This is a genomic window from Halorussus salilacus, assembly GCF_024138125.1.
GTDB classification, from domain to species: Archaea; Halobacteriota; Halobacteria; order Halobacteriales; family Haladaptataceae; genus Halorussus; species Halorussus salilacus.
Genome location: NZ_CP099993.1, coordinates 1,199,013 through 1,221,544, shown reverse-complemented (window position 1 = coordinate 1,221,544; position 22,532 = coordinate 1,199,013). Strand labels below are relative to the sequence as shown.

At 68.4% G+C, this 22,532-nt stretch carries 21 protein-coding genes and 2 pseudogenes; 7 read left to right on the top strand and 16 right to left on the bottom strand.

The annotated features are described in order from the left end of the window. Positions 1 to 60 precede the first annotated feature (60 nt). The 3 genes from NGM10_RS06265 to NGM10_RS06255 all read left to right on the top strand — a co-directional run bounded on the left by NGM10_RS06265 (position 61) and on the right by NGM10_RS06255 (position 3,307). Positions 61 to 1,035, top strand: coding sequence for an ROK family protein (locus NGM10_RS06265; protein WP_253483035.1), 975 nt, complete (start codon positions 61 to 63; stop codon positions 1,033 to 1,035). A 65-nt stretch (positions 1,036 to 1,100) separates the two neighbouring features. Further along, a complete protein-coding gene (locus tag NGM10_RS06260) occupies positions 1,101 to 2,588 on the top strand; it encodes a hypothetical protein (RefSeq protein WP_253483032.1) in 1,488 nt (495 codons plus the stop codon). A gap of 356 nt (positions 2,589 to 2,944) precedes the next feature. Then, positions 2,945 to 3,307, top strand: coding sequence for a NifU family protein (locus NGM10_RS06255; protein ID WP_253483030.1), 363 nt, complete (start codon positions 2,945 to 2,947; stop codon positions 3,305 to 3,307). Between the two features lie 50 nt (positions 3,308 to 3,357). On the opposite strand, the pseudogene NGM10_RS18405 reads toward NGM10_RS06255, so the two are convergent. Both NGM10_RS18405 and NGM10_RS06245 read right to left on the bottom strand, forming a co-directional pair. Next, positions 3,358 to 4,763: pseudogene (locus tag NGM10_RS18405) on the bottom strand (ribonuclease FAU-1 family protein). A gap of 96 nt (positions 4,764 to 4,859) precedes the next feature. Continuing rightward, a complete protein-coding gene (locus NGM10_RS06245; RefSeq protein WP_253483028.1) occupies positions 4,860 to 5,066 on the bottom strand; it encodes a hypothetical protein in 207 nt (68 codons plus the stop codon). A 132-nt stretch (positions 5,067 to 5,198) separates the two neighbouring features. Here NGM10_RS06245 and NGM10_RS06240 point away from each other — a divergent pair. Then, a pseudogene (locus tag NGM10_RS06240) lies at positions 5,199 to 6,200 on the top strand (PrsW family intramembrane metalloprotease); the annotation flags it as partial. 329 nt (positions 6,201 to 6,529) lie between these two features. On the opposite strand, the gene NGM10_RS06235 reads toward NGM10_RS06240, so the two are convergent. Next, positions 6,530 to 7,132, bottom strand: coding sequence for a riboflavin synthase (locus NGM10_RS06235; RefSeq protein WP_253483026.1), 603 nt, complete (start codon positions 7,130 to 7,132; stop codon positions 6,530 to 6,532). Between the two features lie 190 nt (positions 7,133 to 7,322). Between NGM10_RS06235 and NGM10_RS06230 the strand changes: the two genes are divergently transcribed. After that, positions 7,323 to 7,568 (top strand): DUF7533 family protein, encoded by a 246-nt coding sequence (locus NGM10_RS06230; RefSeq protein WP_253483024.1) that lies wholly within the window; start codon positions 7,323 to 7,325, stop codon positions 7,566 to 7,568. Between the two features lie 259 nt (positions 7,569 to 7,827). Here NGM10_RS06230 and NGM10_RS06225 read toward each other — a convergent pair whose 3' ends face one another. The 11 genes from NGM10_RS06225 to NGM10_RS06175 all read right to left on the bottom strand — a co-directional run bounded on the left by NGM10_RS06225 (position 7,828) and on the right by NGM10_RS06175 (position 18,927). Beyond that, complete coding sequence (locus NGM10_RS06225; RefSeq protein ID WP_253483022.1) at positions 7,828 to 9,672, bottom strand: UvrD-helicase domain-containing protein; 1,845 nt, start codon at positions 9,670 to 9,672, stop codon at positions 7,828 to 7,830. 119 nt (positions 9,673 to 9,791) lie between these two features. Then, positions 9,792 to 9,953 carry a DUF7563 family protein gene (locus NGM10_RS06220; RefSeq protein WP_253483020.1) on the bottom strand — a complete coding sequence of 54 codons (162 nt, stop codon included), beginning with the start codon at positions 9,951 to 9,953 and terminating at the stop codon, positions 9,792 to 9,794. Positions 9,954 to 10,223: 270 nt separating this feature from the next. Continuing rightward, complete coding sequence (locus tag NGM10_RS06215) at positions 10,224 to 10,406, bottom strand: HVO_0416 family zinc finger protein (RefSeq protein ID WP_253483018.1); 183 nt, start codon at positions 10,404 to 10,406, stop codon at positions 10,224 to 10,226. 130 nt (positions 10,407 to 10,536) lie between these two features. After that, the gene (locus NGM10_RS06210; RefSeq protein WP_253483017.1) at positions 10,537 to 11,280 is read right to left on the bottom strand and encodes a YqjF family protein; all 744 of its coding nucleotides are present in this window, start codon (positions 11,278 to 11,280) and stop codon (positions 10,537 to 10,539) included. Between the two features lie 119 nt (positions 11,281 to 11,399). Beyond that, a complete protein-coding gene (locus NGM10_RS06205) occupies positions 11,400 to 12,881 on the bottom strand; it encodes a carboxypeptidase M32 (RefSeq protein ID WP_253483014.1) in 1,482 nt (493 codons plus the stop codon). Positions 12,882 to 12,931: 50 nt separating this feature from the next. Further along, on the bottom strand, positions 12,932 to 13,486 hold the full coding sequence (locus NGM10_RS06200; protein WP_253483012.1) for a hypothetical protein: 555 nt from the start codon (positions 13,484 to 13,486) through the stop codon (positions 12,932 to 12,934). Between the two features lie 54 nt (positions 13,487 to 13,540). Beyond that, a complete protein-coding gene (locus tag NGM10_RS06195; protein WP_253483010.1) occupies positions 13,541 to 14,845 on the bottom strand; it encodes an outer membrane protein assembly factor BamB family protein in 1,305 nt (434 codons plus the stop codon). 57 nt (positions 14,846 to 14,902) lie between these two features. Next, positions 14,903 to 16,426 (bottom strand): carboxypeptidase M32, encoded by a 1,524-nt coding sequence (locus tag NGM10_RS06190; protein WP_253483008.1) that lies wholly within the window; start codon positions 16,424 to 16,426, stop codon positions 14,903 to 14,905. 51 nt (positions 16,427 to 16,477) lie between these two features. Beyond that, positions 16,478 to 17,566 (bottom strand): M20 family metallopeptidase, encoded by a 1,089-nt coding sequence (locus NGM10_RS06185; RefSeq protein WP_253483006.1) that lies wholly within the window; start codon positions 17,564 to 17,566, stop codon positions 16,478 to 16,480. A gap of 84 nt (positions 17,567 to 17,650) precedes the next feature. Then, complete coding sequence (locus NGM10_RS06180; RefSeq protein ID WP_253483005.1) at positions 17,651 to 18,352, bottom strand: DUF2238 domain-containing protein; 702 nt, start codon at positions 18,350 to 18,352, stop codon at positions 17,651 to 17,653. Continuing rightward, the gene (locus NGM10_RS06175; protein WP_253483003.1) at positions 18,349 to 18,927 is read right to left on the bottom strand and encodes a hypothetical protein; all 579 of its coding nucleotides are present in this window, start codon (positions 18,925 to 18,927) and stop codon (positions 18,349 to 18,351) included. Before NGM10_RS06175 ends, NGM10_RS06180 begins: the two co-directional genes overlap by 4 nt. 204 nt (positions 18,928 to 19,131) lie before the next feature. On the opposite strand from NGM10_RS06175, the gene NGM10_RS06170 reads away from it, so the two are divergent. Next, entirely contained in the window at positions 19,132 to 21,033 is a 1,902-nt protein-coding gene (locus NGM10_RS06170) for a PINc/VapC family ATPase (RefSeq protein ID WP_253483001.1), read from the top strand. A gap of 3 nt (positions 21,034 to 21,036) precedes the next feature. On the opposite strand, the gene NGM10_RS06165 is transcribed toward NGM10_RS06170, so the two are convergent. After that, complete coding sequence (locus NGM10_RS06165; RefSeq protein WP_253482999.1) at positions 21,037 to 21,531, bottom strand: PIN domain-containing protein; 495 nt, start codon at positions 21,529 to 21,531, stop codon at positions 21,037 to 21,039. Then, on the bottom strand, positions 21,532 to 21,834 hold the full coding sequence (locus NGM10_RS06160) for a hypothetical protein (protein WP_253482997.1): 303 nt from the start codon (positions 21,832 to 21,834) through the stop codon (positions 21,532 to 21,534). A 207-nt stretch (positions 21,835 to 22,041) separates the two neighbouring features. Here NGM10_RS06160 and NGM10_RS06155 point away from each other — a divergent pair, with 207 nt between their 5' ends. Next, the gene (locus NGM10_RS06155) at positions 22,042 to 22,509 is read left to right on the top strand and encodes a pyridoxamine 5'-phosphate oxidase family protein (protein WP_253482994.1); all 468 of its coding nucleotides are present in this window, start codon (positions 22,042 to 22,044) and stop codon (positions 22,507 to 22,509) included. The last annotated feature ends 23 nt before the right edge of the window (positions 22,510 to 22,532 follow it).

Genomic DNA, 22,532 nt, shown 5'->3' with positions numbered 1-22,532 from the left:
TACTCGTCGGCGAGTAAATGCTTGTAGTTAAGTGCGGCCGTCACGTCTGTCCCGGCGTGAATGGCGTACTACGCGGGCGTTGACCTCGGTGCGACGAACGTCAGAGCCGCGGTCGCCGACGAGGAGGGGCAGGTCGTGAGCGTCCACCGCGCCGACACGCCGCGCGGGCCGACCGGCATCGCCGTGACCGAGGCGGTGCTGACGTGCCTCCGCGAGGCCGCCGCCGCGGCGGGAATCGACCCCACCGAGGTCCGCGCCGTCGGTATCGGTAGCATCGGGCCGCTCGACCTCGCGGAGGGGACCGTCGACAACCCGGCGAACCTCCCGGACACCGTCGAGCGCATCCCGCTGACGGGTCCCGTCGGCGAACTCGTCGGCTCCGACCGGGTGTACCTCCACAACGACACCGTCGCGGGCGTCATCGGCGAGCGCTTCCACAGCGACCGAAACCCCGACGACATGGTGTATCTCACCATCTCGTCGGGCATCGGCGCGGGGGTGTGCGTCGACGGCGAGGTGCTCGCGGGGTGGGACGGCAACGCGGGCGAGGTCGGCCACATGGTGGTCGACCCGCAGGGCAGACGGACGTGCGGGTGCGGCCACGAGGGCCACTGGGAGGCGTACTGCTCGGGCAACAACATCCCCGAGTACGCGAAACTCCTCGCCGAGGACGACCCCGGCCTCGACACCGCGCTCCCCCTGGATGACCCCGACTTCTCCGCGGTCGACGTGTTCGACCGCGCGGGCGACGACGAGTTCGCCGCCCACGTCGTCGATCAGGTCGCCCACTGGAACGCGCTCGGCGTGACCAACGTCGTGCAGGCGTACGCCCCGCTGGTCGTCTACGTCGGCGGTGCGGTCGCGCTGAACAACGAGGCACTCGTCGTGGACCCGATTCGCGACCGCCTCGACGACCTGGTGTTCAACAACGTCCCCGACGTGCAGTTGACCACGCTCGGCGACGACGTGGTGCTGAAGGGCGCAATCGCGAGCGCCCTGACCGGCGGGACCGGCGACTCGACGCGGGTGGCCTGAGTCGCTCACCGGCCCGCACGGGTCGTTCCCGCGCTTTTATCTTCCCGTAGTCCGTTCTCCTGTCCATGCGACGGCGCGAACTTCTCGGGGGACTCGCCGGAATCGTCGGCCTCTCGTCGGCCGGAGCCGCGGGTCTCTCGTCGGTCGAGACCGCGAGCGCCCACCCCGGCCCGTACCGGCCGCTCGGCAGGATTCCGATAGAGAAGGCGGCGGAGGCGGTCCCCGGACCCGACGGCGAGTTCGCCTACGTCGCCGCGATGGACGGCTTCGTCGTGGTCGACGTGGCGATTCCGAGGGACCCCCAGATCGTCGCGGAGCGCCGGGACCTGCTCGACGACCGCGAGAACGGCCCGCTCCGCGGGATTCAGGACCTGAAGGTCGAGGGCGACCGGCTCGTGGTCGCCGGACCCGCAGACCCCATCATCGGCGACGTGTTGCAGGGGCTGGTGGTCTACGACGTGAGCGACCCGACGGGGCCCGAGCAGGTCGCCTTCTTCGAGACCGACTACCCCATCCACAACTGCTTCCTCCGTGACGGGGTGGCCTACCTGACCGGCAACGACAGCGAGGACAACCCCGTCGTGACGGTCGACGTGAGCGACGACGACCCGACCGAACTCGGCCGATGGTCGCCGCTCGACCACGACGAGGCGTGGGCGGAGGTCCCTCCGTCGTTGCGTCAGGTCCACGACGTGTGGGTCGGCGACGACCGGGCCTACCTCGCCCAGTGGGACGCCGGGACGTGGATACTCGACGTGAGCGACCCCGCGGCCCCCGAGTCCGTCGCGCAGGTCGGCGGTCGCCCCCGCGAGGAACTCGCCGACATCTCCGAAGAGGACGCGCGCGAACACGTCATCAAGCCGCCGGGCAACGACCACTACTCCATGCCCAGCGAGGACGGGGGCCTGCTCGGAATCAACAAGGAGTCGTGGGCGGTCGGGGAGGGCGACGACATCGAGGGCGGTCCCGGGGGCATCGAACTCTGGGACGTCTCGGACGCGCAAGCCCCCGAGCGGCTCTCGACAATCGACCCGCCGCCGTCGCCGGACACCACGCAGGGCGGAACGTGGACCACCTCGCACAACTTCGACATCGTCGGCGACCGGCTGTTCTCCTCGTGGTATCAGGGCGGGGTGAAGGTCCACGACATCTCCGACCCCGCGAACCCCGAGGAGCTCATCTGGTGGCGCATGCCCGACGAGGCCGCCTTCTGGACCGCGAAGCTCGCGACCGACCGCTTCTTCGTCGCCAGCAGCACGGGGCGACTGGAGGGAATCGACGGCGCGCTCTACACCTTCGATAACGAGGTCCACGGCGAGCCCCAGAAGGACCCGCCGTCGCTGACGAGTGATGCGGGGAACGGGACCGAGACCGAAACGACCGCCGCGGGGACCGAGACGACCGCCGCGACCACCACGACGACCGAGGAGGCCGCCCTCGACGAGGGGACCGCGACCGACGAGGGCTCGTCGGGCGGCGCGCCCGGGTTCGGCGTTCCGGCGGCGGTCGCGGCGCTCCTCGGCGCGACCGCGTGGCGGAAATACCGAGGGTAAGGAAAGAGCGACCGAAGAGAGCGACTGACTGAGGACCGCAGTCGGTTGGGGAGGTTCGTGGCCTGCGGTTGCTGTTGGCCGGACCGAAAGGGCCCGGCCGGTCGCGTTTATGTAGTCGCCTCAGCGACCCCTATCCGCGCCGTGTCGTGCTGTGCGGTGAGGCGCGGATATGTCGCTGAGCGACCGCGACCGGCCGGGGGCTTTCTGAGTCGCCCTCCCCGGACCCTGATGAGCTGAAACAACAGCCGAATTCTTCCAAGCCGATTCCGCGACTACCGCCTCTGAAACGCGAATCCCGGCCCCCGACCCGAAACAAACCCAAAGCCCTACCACCCCTCCGACCCCTACCCCTACCCATGACCGACGACGACGACTCGCTTCAGGCCCGGGTCGAGCGGTGGCTCACCGGCCAGATGCCCATCATCAGCATGCACGGGGGCGAGAGTGCGGTCCAGAAGGCCGACCCCGAGACCGGCGAGGTCGTCGTCGAACTGGGCGGCGCGTGCTCGGGATGCGCCATCAGCCCCCGGACCGCCCAGAACATCAAGCTCGACCTCGCCAAGGACTTCGAGGAGGTCGATGACGTGACCGTCCGGGTCGCAGACGACGGCACCGGCGACTGGGACGTCGACCAGCCCGAGAGCGTGATGGGCATCGACCGCAACGAGGGCGGCCGCGGGGGTCGCGGCGAGGGGTCGCCCGACAGCGACTTCATCTGAACCACCGTTTACTGGCTCGCTCAGTCGCTTCGCTCCTTCGCTCGCTCGAACTACTTGAGCGCCTTCTCCACACTCCCCGCCACGCTCCGTGCCTTCTCGGCCAGTTCCTCGGACACCTCCCCCGCCGCCACCGACTCGTCCAGTTCGTCGTCGTCGACCCGCCGGACCTCGCCGTCCGGGAACTTCACCACGTCGACGTGGAGGTCGACGTACCGCGCCGAATCCGGAAACAGCTCCACGGGGTACAGACGTTCACGTAGGTCCCCTTGGTCTCGCCCTCGGCGCTCCGGTAGGCGGTGGGGTACCACCACCTGCCCTCGCGGAACTTCGTGACGGCCACGTCGCCTGACTCGCGGGGGACCTCCAGCGCGTCGTAGAGGCCGCCGCCCGAGAGTTCCCGGCGGACCGTGACCTTCCCCTCCTCGGGGAGACACTCGGTGACCTCGCCGCGCCCGAGCGAGAAGCACCGGCCGTCGGGCTTGCCGTGGCGAATCGCCACGCGGTCGCCCTCCTCGGGGCCGAACTGTCGGAGGGCCGCGCCCGCGGGGAACCCCCCGTCGAGGTCGCAGAGGTCCTCCACGAAGTCGACCGCCGAACTCGCGGCCTCGTGGGCGGCCTTCACCCGGTGGTGGCCGGGCATCGTGGTCGCGACCGCGCGGCGGTCGGCATCGAGGTCGAATCTGGACTCGCGGCCGAACCACACCCACTCGGTGGCCTCGGGCGCGACGAGGCGCTTCGGGGCCTCCTCGCCGGGGTCCGGAGCGTCCGCGAGCGCGGCGTCCATCTCCTCGGCGCGCTCGGCGCTCCGCGCCAGCGCGTCGTCCATCGCGTCGAGGCTGGCGTCGGCGGCGGCGTACTCCCAGCCGACGCCCCACTCGTCGGGCACCTCGGTCGGGAGCATCTCGGTCGTCCGGGCGAGTTCGGTCCGGGTCGCGTCGTCGCCTCGGGCGACGACGCGGTCGATGTCGGTCGAGAGGGTCGCGACGCCCCCGAACGCCTTCAACGCCGTCCCGAGTCCGGGCCGGTGGTCGGCCCACGGGGCCGCGGGGTCGTGGACCTGCACGCGGACCGAATCGCCCTCGTGAACGCGCCGGTCGACCGTCCCGTAGGGGAGGTAGCCCTCGCGGTCGCCGAGGTCCACGACCGCGCCCCCGCCAAGCGTCTCGACGACCTCGCCGTCGAAGACCGCGCCCCGCGGGGCCGGGTCCGACCACCGGAAGGCGTCGAGGCCACCGTCGAGCGCGTCGCCGACGCGCTCGACGGTTTCGGGGTCGCCGCTGAGTGCCACGCCCTGCCGGTCGTCGGTCGTCTCGACGGTGGCGTCGTACTCCTCGGGCGGGAACTCGGCGTCGAAGCGCCGCCGGATGGGCGGGGAGGCCTGCACGACCTCGAACTCCCCGCGGAGGCGCTCGGTCAGCGCGGTCGCGTAGATTCCCCTGATGCGGACCCTGCTCATGCGAGAAGGCTGGGCGGGCGCGGTTATCGGTTTGGCGGTTCGGCGCAGAGAACGAGCGACGGCGGTCGCCGAAACGCTGGCGTCGGGCGACGGCCCTCAGTCGTCGGCCGGGGCGTCGGTCGAGACGTTTCCGGTCCAGTTGGCGTCGGTCTTGCCCATCGGTTCGAGGTCGGGCGCGGGTTCGGCGGCGGCCGCTTGCTCGTCGTCGGCCTCCTCGGTCGGTGTCGGTCGGTTCTCGTCCTCGCCGTCGGGACCGGGCGGGGCGGTGTACATGAATCCGCGGCTCTGGCTTCGGTACGTCATCCTTGACCGAGTGGTGTCCGATTCTGGTTGATAAACCCACCCCTACGAGTGTTAATGGTATTTAATCACGATTAAGGTATCATAGGGGGTCTGGGACCAGATAGTTGTCACTGGAACGCGTAGCCGCCGCCGATGGGAACGCAACGAGACCCGGTCGAGGAGGGCGCGACCGATTCGGCGGACCTCTACGACGTGGCGACGTGGGAGAACCGGACGTGGCTCGACGGGCTCTCCGCTGGCGTCTACCGCGGCGTGACCGCGTCGGCCCGGGCCATCGTCGTCGTCCTCGCGCTCGCCATCCTCGCCGCCCAGTTCTACCTCAGCGGCCTCGCGGCGGTCCAGAACCCGGTCATCGGGGCCTTCGTCGTGCTGTCGGTCGTCCCGGCGTTCGCGCTCGCGGCCTACATCTGGTACGCCGACGTGACGACCTCCGAACCGCTCAGCCTGCTCGTCGGGACCTTCATGCTGGGGGTCCTGTTCGCCGGGTTCGCGGCCGTCCTCAACACGCTCGCGGGTGCGGTGACGCTCGTCCCGGTCGTCGGGATGGCGCTTTTCTTCTACCTCGTGGTCGGCCCGGTCGAGGAGACGGTGAAGTGGCTCGCGATTCGGCTCTACGCCTTCCGGGACGACCGCTTCGACGCGGTCATCGACGGCGCGGTGTACGGCGCGATGGCGGGGCTGGGCTTCGCCACCATCGAGAACGCCATCTACATCACCCGCGGCATCGACGGCGTCGCAGACCTCGGCACGCAGGCCATCGCCAGCGCTGGCGAGGTCGCGGCGGTCCGCCTGCTGGCGGGGCCGGGCCACGTCATCTACTCGGCGTTCGCGGGCTACTACCTCGGCCTCGCGAAGTTCAACGAGGAGGACGCCGGACCCATCGTGGTCAAGGGCCTGCTCATCGCGTCGTTCATCCACGCGACCTACAACACGTCGGTCACCTACCTGACCGACGCCCTCGAATTCCTCGATGTCGCGGTCTCGCCCGGCCTCGCCTTCATCGGCTTCGTCGTGGTGTACGACGGCGTCTTCGGCTACATCCTCTACCGGAAGATCGCCCGCTACCGGAACGCCTACCGGCAGACCGACATGGGCCGGAGCGTCACCTTCGACGGCGCGGGCGACGACCCGGACGGGCGCGAGGCGAGCGAGCGCCACGCCGACCTCGACGCTCCCGAACGCGACTCCGTCGCGCGCGACCCGGGCGAATCCGCCCCGAGTGAATCCGTCCCGAGCGAACTCGAACCGGGCGAATCCGGGCCGGGCGAACCCGACCCGGGCGAATCCGACCCGGGCGAACCCGACCCGGGCGAATCCGCCCCGAGTGAATCCGTCCCGAGCGAACTCGAACCGGGCGAATCCGGGCCGGGCGAACCCGACCCGGGCGAATCCGAACCGGACGACGCCGACTCGAAGTGACGGAGGCGACGCCGCGAGCGGCGTCGCCTCCGTCTCGGTCGACTCTACGCCTCGAATCCCGCGCCGTCGAGCAGGCGCTCTGCGTACTTGGCGATCACGTCGACTTCGAGGTGGACGGGGTCGCCCGGCTCCTTCTCCGAGAGGTTTGTCACCCGCCGGGTCTCGGGGATGATGGCGACCGTGATGGCGTCCTCGCGGCGGTCGGCCACGGTGAGGCTGATGCCGTCTATCGTGACCGACCCCTTGTCCACGACGTACCTGCCGTACCCCTCGGGGACGGTGAACGCGTACTCCCAGTCTTCACCGACCTGCCGCACGTCGGCGACCTCCGCGGTCGCATCGACGTGACCCTGCACGACGTGGCCGTCGAACCGGCCGTCGGCCGCCATCGCGCGTTCGAGGTTGACCGGGTCGCCGACCCCGACCTCGCCGAGGTAGGTCTTCTCGACCGTCTCGCTCGCCAGAAAGACCTCGAACCACCCGGGTTCGTGGTCCTCGACCGTCAGGCAGACGCCGCTCACGCTGACGCTCTGGCCGCGGTCGAGGTCGGCGGTCACCTCCTCGCCCGAGATGCGGAGACGGCGACCGTCGTCGGTCTCGGTCACCTCGCGCACCTCGCCCGCTTCCTCAACGATTCCGGTAAACATATCAGTTCTGTGGGTCTGGTCGGGTGAAAAGGATTCCGGACTCGGGTCGGACGCTCCGGACTCGGGTCGAACGCGCGTGCTCACGAGCGTCGACGCGCGGGGCCCGGCGTGGGCGACCCCGCGCCGCGGGGTCGCCCACGCGGGATCGCGCGCGCCGGGTTTATATCGCCCCGGACGAAACGACGTGGTGATGGGTAACTCGGGCATCATCGACACGCTCCAGTTGGCGGCCACCCTCGTGTTCGCGCTGCCGGTGGGCCTGCTCGGCGCGGAGAAACTGCTCGCGGGCGAGACCCTCGTCGGCGCGGCGTTCGTCGGGGTCGCGGTCCTGATGGTCGTGGTTCAGGAGTACCTCACGAGGCCGACCGACGTGCCGGGGTCGTTCGCCCAGAAGGCGCTCGGCAAGGTCGCGAAGACGCCCGACGACGAGGAGTGACCGACCGACGATTCGGTTCTTCGTTTTCTTCGCTCGAACTCGGCGGTTTCTGCGGTGCGGCTAGCTACTCCCGGTATCTGTGGGACCGCACAGCACCGCGACGGCACCGCGACGGCACCGCGACCGCGCCCCGTGCCTCCCCGCGTGCGAGCGCGCCAGCACCGCAGGCGCGCTCGCGGCGCGTCCCGTTGTTCGGTCGGTCTCCGAAACGGTATCCTGACGAAGTCGCCGAAGAACCGCAGAATGTCGCGCTCGGTTCTCAGTCCGATTGGGGCGCGGGGGTCTCGACCGCACCGTCCAGCACGTCCTCGACGCTCTTCTCGTTGCGCTCGTTGTACAGCAACACGTCGATGGGGAGGGTGGGCGCGCCGCCCACGAGCTTCTCCATCAGGACGAGTCGCTCGCGCGCGCGAGACATTCCGACGTAGAACACCCGCCGCTCGTTGTCGGTCAGACAGGGCACGGGGTCGGTCTTGGAGGTGAACTCCTCGACGTCGTCGGGCACGTCGGCCTCGTCGACGGTGGCGGCCATCTGCTCGACCACCTTCTCGGTCAGGTCGGTGGCGACGAAGACGTGGTCTGCCTCTCGACCCTTCGCGGAGTGGATGGTACCGATCCGGACGCGGTCCTCGGCCATCCCGTCGTAGTCGCCCGCGAAGTACGCCTTCATCGAGTTCTTCTGGAAGCTGGTGACCTTCCGGACCATGTCGGCCGCCGCGGCCGGACCGGGCATGAACGGCGCGAAGTCGGTCACGAAGTCGGGCTCGACCTCGATCTCGGCGAGGTCGTCGGTGTCGGCTTCCTCCTTACGCTCGTCGATGGCGTCGAACAGTTCGTCGCGCTCGTTCGTGCCGAACGCCGAGTCCTGGAGCATGTCGGCGAGCCGCCGGGCCTGCAGACCGGTGATGGGTTCGTCGGCGTCGATCTGCTCGACCGCCCGGACGTACTGGGTGAGTCGGTCGGTCCACATCCGCTGGTCGGTCAGACACCGGAACGGGATGCCCTCGTCGATGAACTCGTCGATGAACCGGAACATCTGGTAGCGCGCCCGGAACAGCAACATCAGGGTGCCGTCGTGTTCCTCGACGGTGTACCGGACGTTCCGGACGAGGTCGAGCATCGAGGGACTGTCTATCTGTTCGACCGTCCCGCCCTGCTTGCGCGGCGAGAGGTTCTTCTCCTGGCGCTCGTCGATGTGCCGGACCTCGTGCTGGACGACCTCCAGAATCTCGGAGGGCAGCCGGTGGGAGGTGTCGAGGATGACGTCGTCGCCGCCCTCGTCGAGCAGGAGCTTGGGGTCTGCGCCCTGCCACGCGTAGACGACCTGGTCGTCGTCGCCCGCGATGAGGACCTTCTCCATGTGGGGCTTCCACTCCTCGTAGACGTCGTACTGGAGGCTGGTGATGTCCTGGAACTCGTCGATGACGAGGTAGTCGACGTTCGGGAGCAGCGAGCGCTGTTTCACCCGTTCGAGCATGTCGGCGAAGCCGACGAGGTCGTTCTCGCCCTTGTACGTGCGCCACCCGCGGATGGCCTCGGGCACGTCGAGGCGGTCGTCGTCGCTGGGCCACGTCGGGGTGTACTTGTTGCCCTCCTGGGCGTTGGGGTCGATGTCCGGCGGCAGGCGGACCTCCTCGTCGTTCCACTGGAAGGGAACGTCGTACCAGTCTGCAACGTCCCTGCTGGTGCGCTGGAGCCACTGGCTGGTCGCGATTATCTTGTTGCCCAGCGTGGTCGAGCGCGCGGTCCGGCGGCCAGCGCCGCTGTACTCGTCCTCGAACTCGATGCCGAAGTCCTCGCAGAACTCCTTCTTGTCGGACTCGCCGACCACGTCGTTTCGCGAGAGGTCGAGCAGGTCGTAGGCCTTCGCGTGCATCGTGCAGACGGTCCCCTGGAGCGACCGGGGGTTGAGGTCGCGCCGCTCGGCGAGTCGCTCGCGAACCTCGTTGGCGGCCGCTCGGGTGTACGAGACGAGCAAGATGTCGTTGACGCCCACGCCCTCCGTGTCGAGGAGTTCCTCGACACGGTCGAGGAGTTCGGTGGTCTTCCCGCTGCCGGGACCACCGAAGAGGCGGGTCACTCGTTCGTCCGTGTCTTGGCTCATTACACCAATCACATGTCCCCCGCACTCATAAATGGACGTGAATCGCGTCGGACGCCGGAATCGACGGACGCGCGGCTGGTCGACCGGTATCCCGGGAGGAAGACGCCTCGCGAGTCGACTCAGGAGGTGTTGCGCGGCGAGCGCGCTTCGCGTACTTCGCTTCCGTCTCGAATCTTGTCCTCGCATTCGGGGCAGACTCGCGGATTCTCGACGCCTCGCGGGGTGAACACCCGCGCGTACGCGTCGGTCACGAAGGCCCCGCAGTTCTGACACTCTGGCATCTCTCCTGTGAGGGTACGGAAATCTTACAATATATTTCTATCGACACGGACTCGGATTTCCCTGCCAGAATACCGATATAACGGGCTCACAGTCGGACATTTTGGTGTCTTACTGACCGAAACGTTACACACAACGTCCACCGACTCGTCGAGAGTAAGTAACGGTACGGACACGAATACGCGGCGCTCGCTACCGCAACGACTCGGAAAAACGCGCCGCAGGTAGTCGCTTCCCGTCGCTACCGTCCGCCGCTCGTCGCTACCGTCGGCCTATCGCGGGTGCCACCCGCAGACCGAACACTCGCTCGCGGAGGTATCGTGGAGCCCGCCGCACTCCGGACACTGGAGTTTGTTGTAGTCCTCCTGCCAGCCGACGTCCTCGGTTTCGTGGCCACGCTCGGACAGGAATTCGTCGAAAAGGGCGTCGTCGTCGCCGGTCGGTGCGGTCGCCATACGTGCTATGGTAATGCACACCACCCTTATAATGGTGTTGGTGTAACAACCACTCTACCGAGATGTTCCAACGCCCTATTTCTCGTGTGGCCCGACCTGTCACTCAGAGTAGGGAGACCGTATCTCTGCGTTAGGACTCGCGTATCGGCGCGACCAACTCCGCGAGGTCGCCGGTCGGTCCGGCCCACTCGCGATTCGCCGACGCGAGCACGTCCACGCCCGGACTGTAGTAGCACACCGGGTCTGTCGCGGGCGTCTCGAACGCGTTCGCCCGGAACACCGTGTTCTCCTCGATGTCCACCGTCGCGGGGTACAGCGCCCACCGCTCGTGGCGCACGTCGGCGTACCGGAGTCGCCCGCTGGGCGACTCGGCGTAGTAGCGGTGGCGCTCGGTCAGGAACTCCGCCAGCGACCCGGGTTCCGACCGGAACCGCTCGCCGTCGGGCCGGTAGGTGGCGACGAACCGCGCCGGGCGCGCGCCGGGGTGGCGGCGCGCGCTCTCGAACCGAACTCGGCCGTCGTCGGCGACCCGGTGGCGTATCCGCGCGTGGAAGTACGGCAGGAAGTGGGTGGCTCGCGCCCCGAGGACCGACAGCACGCCGTCGGCGTCGAGGTTGAAGAAGTAGACGCCGGGTTCGCCCTCGCGGGCGACGTAGGTCCGGAGGTTCACCTCCGGGAGGCGAATCCCGACGCCCTCGGGGAGCCACGGCGGGCGCACGTCGACGTTCGTGAACGGGAGCACCGTCAGCCACGCCCGGCCGTCGTACGTGTCGAGCGACACCGAATCGGGAACGTGCGGGGCGAGGACGCTCGGGTCCACCGACCAGTTGGCGAACAGCGCGTGTCGCCACCCCATGTGGAGCGGGAGGGACATCGGAACCGGGCCGTTCTCCCCATCCGCGACCCGCGGGTGGAAAGTCGTTGGGGCCCGGAGTCGTCGCGCGTCCGAGCCCACCGCCCACCGCAGTCGCCGCGTTCGCGGTCGGTCGCCGACTACAGCCCGTATATCTCGCCGAACTTCTCCTCGGCGTAGTCGAGGAAGTAGTCGGCGGTCAGGTCCTCGCCGGTGGCCCGCCGAATCAGCTCGTCGGTGGTGTACCGCTGGCCGTGGCGGTGGACGTTCTCGGTCAGCCAGTCGTGGATGGGCTCGAACTCGCCCGCCAGAATCAGCCCGCGCGGGTCGTCGAGTTCGTCCTCGATGGTCGCCCACAGCTGGGCGGCCAGCACGCTCCCGACCGTGTAGTTCTGGAACCGCGCGAACCCGCCGGTCCAGTGGATGTCTTGGAGACAGCCCTCGGCGTCCGAGTCGGGTCGGACCCCGAGGTACTCCTCCATCTTGTCGTTCCACAGATGCGGGATTTCGGCCACGTCGAGGTCGCCAGAGACGAATGCCTTCTCGACCTCCGACCGGAGGATGATGTGCATGTGGTAGGTGAGTTCGTCGGCCTCGACCCGGATGCAGTTGTCCGCTGTCACCCGGTTTGCCGCCCGGTAGGCCTCCTCGGGAGTCACGCCCTCGACCTGCGGGAAGTGTTCTTTGAATGTGGGCAAGAACAGCTCCCAGAACTCCCTCGTCCGGCCGACGTGGTTCTCCCAGAACCGCGACTGGGACTCGTGGACGCCGTGCGAGCGCGCCCGCCCCAGCGGCGAGCCGTAGGCGTCTCGCTGGAGCCCGAGCGCGTAGGTCGCGTGGCCGAACTCGTGGACGGTCGCGGTCAGCGCGTCGATGGGGTCGTCCTCGTGGAACCGCGTGGTGACCCTGGCGTCGAACTGGTTTCCGGAGGTGAACGGGTGGGCGGAGGTGTCGAGTCGGCCCCGGTCCCAGTCGTACCCCAGCAGGTCGAGCGCGTCCTCCGAGAGGTCGCGCTGGGTCCCCTCGTCGAAGCTCCCATCGAAGACGTTCGGGACGGGGTCGCTCGCGCGTATCTCCTCGACGAGCGGGACGAGTCCGGCCTTGAGTTCCTCGAAGACGCGCTCGACCGTCTCCAGTCCGAGGTGCGGCTCGCCGTCCTCGAACATCACCTCGTAGGGGTCCCGGCCGGGGTCGATGTGCTCGGCGCGCTCGGTCCGGAGGTCGACCAGTTCGTCGAGCGTCGGCGCGAACGCCCCGAAGTCGTCGTTCGCCTTGGCCTCCCGCCAGTCGTCCTGGGCCTCCGACTGGAGCCGGGTCAACTCCTCCACGAGGTTTTGGGGGACCTCTCCGGCGCGCTCGTGTTCGCGCCGGACCTCGCGGACGACTGCGGCCTGCTCGGGGTCGAGGTCCTCGCGCTCGGCCGCGTCGAGCAGGTCGCCCAGTCCGTCGTCGGTCAGCTTCTCGTGGGTCAGCCCCGAGAGCGCCGAGAGCTGGCGAGAACGGGCGGGCGTGCCGCCCTCGGGCATCGTGACCTGCTGGTCCCAGTAGAGGACGCCCCGGCCGTCCCGGAGGTGCGAGATCCGTTCGTAGCGTTCGAGGAGGTCGTCGTAGGCGTCTGCCATACCCTCCGGTCGGAGCCCCGACTTATCAACGTCGGGGTCGCGGCGAACGCTCACCACGTCACGCGATACGTGCACTGCTCGCCGCCCTCGTCCCGACACCGCTCGCTCGTCTCGTGGATGAACACCATCGGCGTGTAGTTGAACTCCTCGCCGAACGCCCGGAGCGTGCCCTCGATTATCCCCCTGTCGAACGCGCACGGGTAGGGGTTCGCGCAGGTGACTCGCCGCTCGCGCTCGCCCACCTCGGCGAACTCGTAGTGGCCGATGTCGCCCCCGCGGTGGTTGAGGTGGTACGCATCGTCGACCGTCTCGAACCCGTCGGTCGCCGACTCGACCTCCGACGGCCAGTCGACGCCCTCCGGGACCTTCGCCCCGAGGCGGGTCACCGTCTCCTCGCCGAGCGCCGACCCGATGTCGTCGAGCGCCGCCAGGAAGTCCGCGAGCGCGTACCACTTCTCGGACGGGGGACTCTCGATACCGTTCTCGGCCAAAATCGCTCGGCCCCGCGCTTCCGCGTCGGCCGGACGGTCTGTCAGGCCGTCGACGGCCTGACAGACCGTCCGGCCGTTCACTTCCAGATCGGAATCGACGGGGCGGGATACCATTCGACTCTGTGGTAACATGCGACAACCAACGTATAGTTCTTTCCCTCGTACATATCAGTTGTATTCACTCGGCTCGGCGAGCGCGTACAACTGCCCGTGGGTCGTCGCCGCGTAGACGGTCCCGTCGGCGACCGAGAGCGGTGCGGAGACGCCGCCGTGTACCTCGTGGGTCCACAGTTCGTCGCCGGTCTCGGCGTCGAATCCGAAGATTCGCTCCCGCGCCGCGACGTAGACGACGCCGTCGGCGACCGCGGGCGAAGACTTGACGTACTCCTCGGTCTCGGCGGTCCAGCGCTCGTCGCCGGTCTCGGCGTCGAGCGCGCGTACTCGGGTGCGTTCCTCGCCGGGGTCGCCGTCTGCGGTCCCGACGAACACGGTTCCGGACGCGATTGCGGGCGAAGCCATCGAGATGGCGCGTCCGAGGTCGCGCTTCCACTCGACGGACTCCGATTCGGCGTTCACTGCGTAGAGGACGCCGTCCGCGCCGCCGACGTAGACGATTCCGTCAGCGACCGCCGGGGCCGCCCGCGACGCGAGTTCCGATAGGTCCCAACTCAGTTCTCCGCGCTCCACGTCGATAGCGTAGAGGCCGTCTCCGACCGTGCCGAGATAGAGTCGGCATCCGTCTACTGCGAGGGGCGGTAACGGTGCGTCCCGCGTTCCGACGGAGAGCGTCCACGCGACGGACTCCTCCATCGTATCGACCGCGTACACCGTACCGACCCGCGTGACGAACAGGACGAGGTCACCGACGACGACCGGCGGCGTGTCGACGAAGTCGTCGGGCCGTATCGTCCACCGAACGTCGCCGGTGTGGCGGTCCACGGCGTACAGCCCGAAGTGGTCGGCGAGTCGATCCAGTTCCGGGCCGTCCTTCTCGACCTCGGCGTTGCCGCCGCCGACGTAGACGGTGTCACCGACGACGGCTGGCGTCTGGTGAGAACCGGAGTGGGTGGTGGTCTGCGTCGAGTCGTCGGTCGTACCGAGCCGAATCGACCAGCGCTCGGTCCCGTCGTCGCGTTCGAACGCGGTGAGGTGGGTCGGGGACTTCTGGACGTAGACGGCCTCGCCCGCGAGGATGGGTGCGCCCCGGAAACCCCGGGGGCCACCGTCGGTCCACCGGACCTCGACCCCTTCTCTGGGCCCGGTCGCGTTCGGATTCGCACTCGTGTTCCGCCTGTCGTAGCCGATCAGTGGCCAGTCGTCCGGAAACGGCCGGTCAGTGTCGGAACACGAGAGGTCGCCGTCGGTTTCGAGCAAATCGAGGTCGCCGCCGACGCATCCCGCCAGCGAGACCGAGAGCGTCGCTCCTGCGACTCGGAGCAGTTCGCGGCGCGTGCTGACGCGACTGGAGGGCACGTTATCGCGGTCTACGAGACCACGAATTGTAAAACCGCCGATAAAATGGAGGTCGGTTCAGTACTCGTCGAGTTCGTACAGGTCGCCGTACTTCGACTTCACGTAGTCGAGGAAGTAGTCGGCGGTGTAGTCCTCGCCGGTGGCCTGCCGAATCAGTTCGTCGGTGGTGTACCGGCTCCCGTGGCGGTGGACGTTCTCGGTCAGCCAGTCGTGGAGGGGTTCGAAGTCGCCTTCGCGAATCTTCTCGTCTACGTCCTCGATGTCGTCCTCGACGCTGTCGTAGAGCTGGGCCGCGAGCACGCTCCCGAGCGAGTAGGTCGGGAAGTAGCCGAAGTCGCCGTGGCTCCAGTGGATGTCCTGGAGACACCCCTCGGCGTTCGAGTCGGGCCGGACGCCGAGGTACTCCTCGTACTTGTCGTTCCAGCGCTCGGGCACGTCCTCGACCTCGATGTCGCCCCGGACGAGGTCGCGCTCGATCTCGAACCGGACCACGATGTGCATGTGGTAGGTGAGTTCGTCGGCCTCGACGCGGATGAGGTTGTCCTCGTAGACCTCGTTTGCGGCCTCGTAGGCGTCGGCGACGGAGGCGTCCGAGACCTGCGGGAACCGCTCTTTCACTTTCGGCAGGAACCGCTCCCAGAACGCCTCCGAGCGCCCGACGTGGTTCTCCCAGAGCCGCGACTGGGACTCGTGGACCGTCATGTCCCGCGACTCCCCGAGCGGCGTGCCGTAGTGCTCGCGGGGCAGGCCGAGGGTGTAGGTCGCGTGGCCGAACTCGTGGACGGTCGCCATCAGCGCGCCCAGCGGCTCGTCGGGGCTGAACCGCGTGGTGACCCGTGCGTCGAACTGGTTGCCCGTCGAGAACGGGTGGGGCGCGGTGTCGAGGCGGCCGTGGTCCCAGTCGTAGCCCAGCGTGTCGAGCACGTCGCGGGTCAGTTCCTCCTGAGTGTCGATATCGAACTCCCCGGCGAACGTGTCGGTGGCGAGGTCGGCCTCGGACTCCCGAATCGCCTCGACCAGCGGGACGAGTTCGTCGCGCAGGCGCGCGAGCACCCGCTCGGCCGTCTCGACTCCGAGGTAGGGTTCGTACTCCTCGAACAGCACCTCGTAGGGGTCCCGGTCGGGGTCGATGTGCTCTGCGTACTCGCGCTTGAGCTCGACCAGCTTTTCGAGCGTCGGCGCGAACGTCTCGAAGTCGTCCTCCTCGCGGGCCTCCTTCCAGACCGGCAACGCCTCCGAGGAGACCTGCGATATCTCCTCGACGAGGTCCTGGGGGACCCGGACAGCGCGGTCGTGCTCGCGCCGGACCTCCCGAACCACCGCCGCCTGCTCGTCGTCGAGGTCCTCGGCTTCGAGTTCGTCGAGCATCTCGGCCATCTTCTCGGACGTGAGCAGTTCGTGGCTCAGCGTCGAGAGCGCCGAGCGTTGCTTCGACCGGGCGGGCGTGCCGCCCTCGGGCATCATTACTTCCTGGTCCCACCCGAGTACGTTCGCGGCCTGCTGAACGTTCGTCAGTCGCTCTACCGTGTCGATGAACTCCGAGTAGGTCTCGGAGGTCTCGGCGGCGGCTTCGCTTGCCATCGCGACGGAGTTAGGTGTCACCGAATATCAAAGCGCGGATTTCGGGACGGACTATCGGCCGACCCGCTCGGCGGCACCCCGGTAGATGTCGTAACACCGCTCCAGCACCTCGACGCTCACGCTCTCGTCCTCGGTGTGGGCCTCGCCGGGTTCGGACGCGCCGCAGACCACGCACGAGGTCCCGGCTTGGGCCAGCCACCCCGCGTCGGTCGCGTGGGGCTTGGTGACGAGTTCGGGGGCCCCGGACTGGGCCTCGCGCGCGGCGGCCAGCACCGCCTCGGCGAACGCCTCGTCGTCGCACTCCATCGGCGGCAGGTCCTGCCCGACGGTCCACTCGACGCCCTCGATGTCCTCGACGCGCTTCAGGTCGGCGCGCTCGCCGGGGACGGTCCGCTCGTCCACGACGACCTCGCAGTCTTCGGGGACGACGTTCCACGCGCTCCCGCCGTCGATGCCGGTGACCGCGACGCTGCCCCGGAGTCGCTCGCCGAACACCTCGGCTACGGGGAACTCCAGATTCCGAATCACGTCGACCGCGTCGCAGGCCCGGTAGACCGCGTTGACGCCAGCCTCGGGTTCGCTGGCGTGGGCGGCCGACCCGCGGGCGGTGACCGTGCTCGCCCGCCGACCCTTGTGGGCGACCACCACGTCGGTGACGCCCTCCGTCGAGTAGTTGGTCGAGCCCTCGGCGACGATGGCGCAGTCGGGCGCGAAGCCGTCGTCGATTGCGGCGCGAGCGCCCTCGCCGCCGGTCTCCTCGCCGACGAAGCTCGCGAAGACGAGTTCGCCAGCGGGATTCGCGTCTCTGAAGGCGAGCATCGCGGCCGCCACCGCGCCCTTCATGTCGGCGGTCCCTCGGCCGTAGAGGCGACCGCCGCGCTCCTCGACGACGTATGCTCCGTCGTCGGTCACCTGCGAATCCGCGGGCGGAACCACGTCGTGGTGGCCCACGAGCGCGAGCGACGGACCGTCGCTCGCGCTCGGCCCCTTCCGAGCGACCACGTTCCCCGTCTCGTCGCGGGTCACGTCGGCGTCGGTCTCGGCGCGGAGCCACTCCTCGACGAAATCGCCCGCTTTCGTCTCGTCGTCGTGGCTCGGGATGGCGACCAGTTCTCGGGTCAGGTCGGCGACCTCGGTCATGGTCCGAGGGTGGACGCCGAACGGCTTGAAATCGACGGATGGGGCAGGCCGGGTCGGAGCGACCCGTCGGCGTCGTCCGTCGAGTCACTCCTCGGTATCTCGGGTGTCGCGGGCCTGTTCGGAGTCGTCTGCCTCCCCGGAATCGTCGGTCTTCCCCGAGTCGTCCATCTCCCGCGAGAGGTCGCGGCTCACGCCCGAGAGGTGGGCGTGGCCCCACACCGCCACCACGAGCGCGCCGACCTGATTGAACGCGAGGTCGTAGATTATGTCGTCTATCCCGTACTGGGCCAGCACCGCCTCGCCGCCCACGACCTGCGACGCCAGCCCCGTGGCGAACTCCATTATCTCCCAGAGGACGCCGAACGCCATCACGAACACGAACAGGAACGCGAAGACGAACTCCGAGGGAAACGACACCGCCTCGGAGTGGCGGTCGAACGCACGGACCGTCGCGTAGCCGACGCCAGCGACCACCGACGCCGACAGCGCGTGGGCCACCTGGTCGTACCACCCCATCCACTGGTAGACGCCCAGCGCGCCGACCGCGTGGAGGAACACCGCCGCGGTCATCCACAGCACCAGCCCGGGGTCCATCGAGATGCGGGTGTCCCGTTCGAGGTACGCCGGAAGGAAGGTGACCCCCAGCGGGATGGCGGCGTTGATTGCCAGCCCCACGTTGACGCGATAGACGCCGTAGAGGGTGATGCCCGCCAGCACGACCTGTAGAACGCCGACGACCCGCTTCTGGCGGCGGTCGTCGAGTCCGAGGGTCTCTGCGAGGCTCACAGCCGCTCACCCCGCCGAATCCGGAACGGTTCTCCGTGGAAGTACGCCTCGAAGAGCCCCCCGGCGAGGACGCCCGTCAGCGACGCGAACACGAGGTCCCACATCAGCGCGTCGGGCGTGGTGAGGAACGCGGTCCCGAGGAGCCGGTCGGCCGCGAACTGCACCACCGCCCACGTCCCCGCGGTCGCCATCGTGGTCACGACCACGAACCCCACCGCGAACCCCGCGCTCATCTCGACCGACGTGAACGCGTCGAGCTCGACCGCCACGAGTAGCGCGAGCGCCGCCACCGCGAGGTAGGTCGCGACTTGGACGACCCGCCCGCCAGCGACCGCTCGGAGCGCCACCGGCAGGACCGCCAGCGCCACCACCTCCCACGGCACCATCACCTCGGGGTCGCGTGCGAACGCGGCGGGGAGCGCGGCCAGCGCGCCCGCCGCGAGCGCGAACCCCGCCCAGAGGGGGTCGGCGTCGAGCAGGCTCCCGACCGCGGCGAGCGCCAGCACGCCGAGCAGCACCCATCCCACCGCCGCGTTCTCCCGGCCGTCCGAGAGCATCGAGGCTCGGATTCCCATACCCACCGTTCGACCTCCTCGTACGTAAGCGACGAGGCGGGCGGCGCGCGTCGCGACGCGCGCCGCCCGCTCCCGTCTCGGCCTGCCGTACCCTCTTGGTCGGTCTGCCGTACCCTCTTGGTCGGTCTGCCGTACCCTCTCGGTCGGTCTGCCGCACCCTCCCGGTTGAACATCCTTATCAACGCTCCGAACCTACGACTCACCATGAAGGTGCTACCGGACACGAGCGTCGTCATCGACGGTCGTATCTCCGAGCGGGTCGCGGGCGGCGTTGCTTCGGAGAAGCAACGCGAGGACGGTGAAACCGTCGACGGCGAGTTCGCCGACGCGACGGTACTCATCCCCGAGGCCGCCGTGGCCGAACTCGAAGCCCAAGCCAACCGCGGGCAGGACAGCGGGTGGGACGGCCTCGAAGAGCTCCAGCGACTCGCCGACCTCGCCGACGAGGGGAAGATAGAGCTGAAGTACGTGGGCGAGCGCCCCGACGCCGAGGAGGCCGGACGCGCCACCGAGGGCGAGATCGACGCGCTCATCCGCGAGCTGGCCGCCGAACACGACGCCACCTTCGTCACCAGCGACAGCGTCCAGAGCGAGGTCGCCCAGGCGAAGGGCCTCGACGTGGAGTACATCGCCCCGAAGACCCGCGAGGTGGGTCGGCTCTCGGTCGAGGACTACTTCGACGAGACCACGATGAGCGTCCACCTCAAGGTCGGCGTCGAGCCCATGGCGAAGAAGGGCGACGTGGGCGAGATGGAGTACCGGAAGATCGGCGAGACGGTCCTCGACGAGGAGACCGTCAAGGAGTACGCCAGCGAGATAATCGAGAGCGCAAAGCAGAGCCACGAGGGGTTCATCGAGCTGGACGAGCGCGGGATGACCATCGTCCAGTTCCGCGACTACCGCATCGCCATCTCCGAACCGCCGTTCTCGGACGCGTGGGAGATAACCGCGGTCCGGCCCATCGTCAAGACCGACATCGAGGACTACGAGTTCGCCGCCGAACTCAAAGAGCGCCTGCTCGACCACCAGCGCGGCGTGCTCGTCTCGGGCGCGCCCGGGGCGGGCAAGTCCACCTTCGCCCAAGCGGTCGGGGAGTTCCTCTCCGACCACGGCTTCGCGGTCAAGACGATGGAGAAGCCCCGCGACCTGCAGGTCGGCCCCGACATCACTCAGTACACCGAACTCGGCGGGGAGATGGCCAAGACCGCCGACTCCCTGCTGATGGTCCGGCCCGACTACACCATCTACGACGAGGTCCGCAAGACCGACGACTTCGAGGTGTTCGCCGACATGCGGCTGGCGGGCGTCGGGATGGTCGGCGTGGTCCACGCGACCCGCGCCATCGACGCGCTCCAGCGCCTCGTCGGCCGGGTCGAACTCGGCATGATTCCGCAGGTCGTCGACACCGTGGTCTACATCGAGGCCGGACAGGTCGACACCGTCTACGACGTCTCGACGCAGGTCAAGGTGCCCGAGGGCCTGATGGAAGAGGACCTCGCTCGCCCCGTCATCGTCATCTCGGACTTCGAGACCGGACGCCCCGAGTACGAGATTTACACCTTCAACCGACAGGTCGTCACGGTCCCCCTGAACGAGGGCGAACGCGAGGAGAGCGGCGTCTCGAAGCTCGCGCGCCAGGAGATAGAGCGCGAAATCCAGTCGGTCGCCCGCGGCCGCGTGGACGTGGACGTGCAGGGCCAGAACCGCGCGACCGTCTACGTCACCGACGACGACATCTCCTACGTCATCGGGAAGGGCGGCGGCCGCATCGAGGACATCGAGAACCGCCTCGGCATCGACATCGACGTTCGCACCCACGACGAGAAGCCCCAGTCGGCGTCCCAGAGCGGCGCGAGCGGCGCGAGCGCGAACGGCGGCGCGACCGCGGGGGAGGTCGTGACGCCCGAAATCACCTCCCGGCACATCGTCGTCCCGACCGAGGGCCACGCGGGCGAGACGGTCGAGGTGCAGGCCAGCGGTGAGTACCTCTTCACCGCCACGGTGGGTCGGGGCGGGGACATCCAGGTCTCGCGCGGGAGCGCCATCGCCGAGGAACTGGAGCGCGCGATAGACATGGAGCGACCCATCACGGTCGTCCGGGCGTAGCACTCAGAGCCGATTCCGGACGCGCTCGACGTAGCTGTTCCCGCTCCAGCTTCGAATCTCACCGATTCGGTCGAGCGCGGTCTCGACCTCCGATGGGGAGAGTCGCCCCTTCGATTCGAGGACGAGGAGGAACTTCGGGGTGGTGACGAGCGTCACGTCGTCGAGCGACGCGTGGACGAGTCCGATCTTGTTGAACTCGTCACAGAGTAACATCGACGCGTCGCGCTCGTTCGCGAGCGCGACCGCGGCGTTTTCGCCATCGTCGAGCGGGAAGTCGGCGTCGAGCGAGACGTTCTCGACCGTGAGCCCGTCTGTCGCGTCCAAGACGCGTCGGGCCGCACGCGCCTGTTCGTCGTCGTACGCGGCCACCTCTTCGAGCTCCACGACGACCGTCTCGGGGACGACGACGCTGTACTCGTCGGTCAGGAGTTCGACGGGCGACGCTTCGGTTCCACATCCGAGACTGACCAGCGCGGAGGTGTCTGCGACGACCGTCATCTACAACTCCGCTAGCTCGTCGGTGAGGTCCTCGTCGAGTTGTCGTTTCAGGACGCGGAAGTTCGCGGCTTCCTCCTTGCCGACGAGCGATTTCAGTTGCTCGAAGCTGATCTCGTCGTCGTAGTACGCCCCCGCGATCTCCTGCTTGATTTCGTCGTCGTGTGCGGCGTCACGGAGGTACTCCCGGAGCGCGTGGATGAGGATGTCGGTTCGGTCGGACCCGAAAACGGCCGCGAGCGAGTCGGTACGCTCGATGAGTCGTGCCGGTGCCCGGAACTGGACCCGCTTCTTGTCGGTGCTCATGTGTGTACGTTGTGAGCCTGCGACCATAACGTTTCAGGTGGTCGCTCTGCGAGGGGTCAGCGCACGCGACACCGAGCGACCCATCACGGTCGTTCGGGCGTAGAACTCCGAAACGGCGGTTTTCACGGCCGCTCGACGCCGTTCTCACCCCGTCGGAATCGCCTGCCCGTTAAATGTGCCTCCGGGAGAAACCGACTCGGTAGAGACATGTTCGCCGACCCACTCGACGCCGAGACGCCCGACATCGAGATGGACGCCGACGAGGTGAACGCATTCCTCCGTGGGCAGGGATGGGGATGTCTGACGATGGCGCGGGATTCCGTCGCGTACTCGATTCCGGTCTCGTTCGGCTACGACGGCGATTCGACGTTCTACTTCCAGCTACAGACCGACGAGGGGTGCGAGAAACTGCCGTATCTCGACGCGACCACGACCGCGACGCTCGTCGTGCCGGAGGTCCGGCCGCCCGAGTGGACCAGCGTGATGGTGCGCGGCCCCCTCGAAGTCCTCACGGACGACGGAATCACCGAGGCGCTCGCGGTCATCGGAGACAACGCGTGGTTCCCCCTCGCTCCCTGGTCGGACGGGCAGGCCCCCACCCACCTGTCGCTGTACGCGCTCGAAGCCGAGGAACTGACCGGACGGTCGTCCGCGGTCGGGACGCTCACCGACTGACCCGCGCCCGCCCGGGAGGCGGG

Excerpts from the sequence above, each read along its gene's own strand:
- NGM10_RS06245 (WP_253483028.1), bottom strand. The coding sequence starts at position 5,066 with ATGACGTACCGAAGCCAGAGCCGCGGATTCATGTACACCGCCCCGCCC.
- NGM10_RS06265 (WP_253483035.1), top strand. The coding sequence starts at position 61 with ATGGCGTACTACGCGGGCGTTGACCTCGGTGCGACGAACGTCAGAGCC.
- NGM10_RS06165 (WP_253482999.1), bottom strand. The coding sequence starts at position 21,531 with ATGACGGTCGTCGCAGACACCTCCGCGCTGGTCAGTCTCGGATGTGGA.
- NGM10_RS06230 (WP_253483024.1), top strand. The coding sequence starts at position 7,323 with ATGGGTAACTCGGGCATCATCGACACGCTCCAGTTGGCGGCCACCCTC.
- NGM10_RS06225 (WP_253483022.1), bottom strand. The coding sequence starts at position 9,672 with ATGAGCCAAGACACGGACGAACGAGTGACCCGCCTCTTCGGTGGTCCC.
- NGM10_RS06260 (WP_253483032.1), top strand. The coding sequence starts at position 1,101 with ATGCGACGGCGCGAACTTCTCGGGGGACTCGCCGGAATCGTCGGCCTC.
- NGM10_RS06235 (WP_253483026.1), bottom strand. The coding sequence starts at position 7,132 with ATGTTTACCGGAATCGTTGAGGAAGCGGGCGAGGTGCGCGAGGTGACC.
- NGM10_RS06155 (WP_253482994.1), top strand. The coding sequence starts at position 22,042 with ATGTTCGCCGACCCACTCGACGCCGAGACGCCCGACATCGAGATGGAC.
- NGM10_RS06170 (WP_253483001.1), top strand. The coding sequence starts at position 19,132 with ATGAAGGTGCTACCGGACACGAGCGTCGTCATCGACGGTCGTATCTCC.
- NGM10_RS06205 (WP_253483014.1), bottom strand. The coding sequence starts at position 12,881 with ATGGCAGACGCCTACGACGACCTCCTCGAACGCTACGAACGGATCTCG.
- NGM10_RS06185 (WP_253483006.1), bottom strand. The coding sequence starts at position 17,566 with ATGACCGAGGTCGCCGACCTGACCCGAGAACTGGTCGCCATCCCGAGC.
- NGM10_RS06190 (WP_253483008.1), bottom strand. The coding sequence starts at position 16,426 with ATGGCAAGCGAAGCCGCCGCCGAGACCTCCGAGACCTACTCGGAGTTC.
- NGM10_RS06255 (WP_253483030.1), top strand. The coding sequence starts at position 2,945 with ATGACCGACGACGACGACTCGCTTCAGGCCCGGGTCGAGCGGTGGCTC.
- NGM10_RS06215 (WP_253483018.1), bottom strand. The coding sequence starts at position 10,406 with ATGGCGACCGCACCGACCGGCGACGACGACGCCCTTTTCGACGAATTC.
- NGM10_RS06210 (WP_253483017.1), bottom strand. The coding sequence starts at position 11,280 with ATGTCCCTCCCGCTCCACATGGGGTGGCGACACGCGCTGTTCGCCAAC.
- NGM10_RS06220 (WP_253483020.1), bottom strand. The coding sequence starts at position 9,953 with ATGCCAGAGTGTCAGAACTGCGGGGCCTTCGTGACCGACGCGTACGCG.
- NGM10_RS06160 (WP_253482997.1), bottom strand. The coding sequence starts at position 21,834 with ATGAGCACCGACAAGAAGCGGGTCCAGTTCCGGGCACCGGCACGACTC.
- NGM10_RS06200 (WP_253483012.1), bottom strand. The coding sequence starts at position 13,486 with ATGGTATCCCGCCCCGTCGATTCCGATCTGGAAGTGAACGGCCGGACG.
- NGM10_RS06175 (WP_253483003.1), bottom strand. The coding sequence starts at position 18,927 with ATGGGAATCCGAGCCTCGATGCTCTCGGACGGCCGGGAGAACGCGGCG.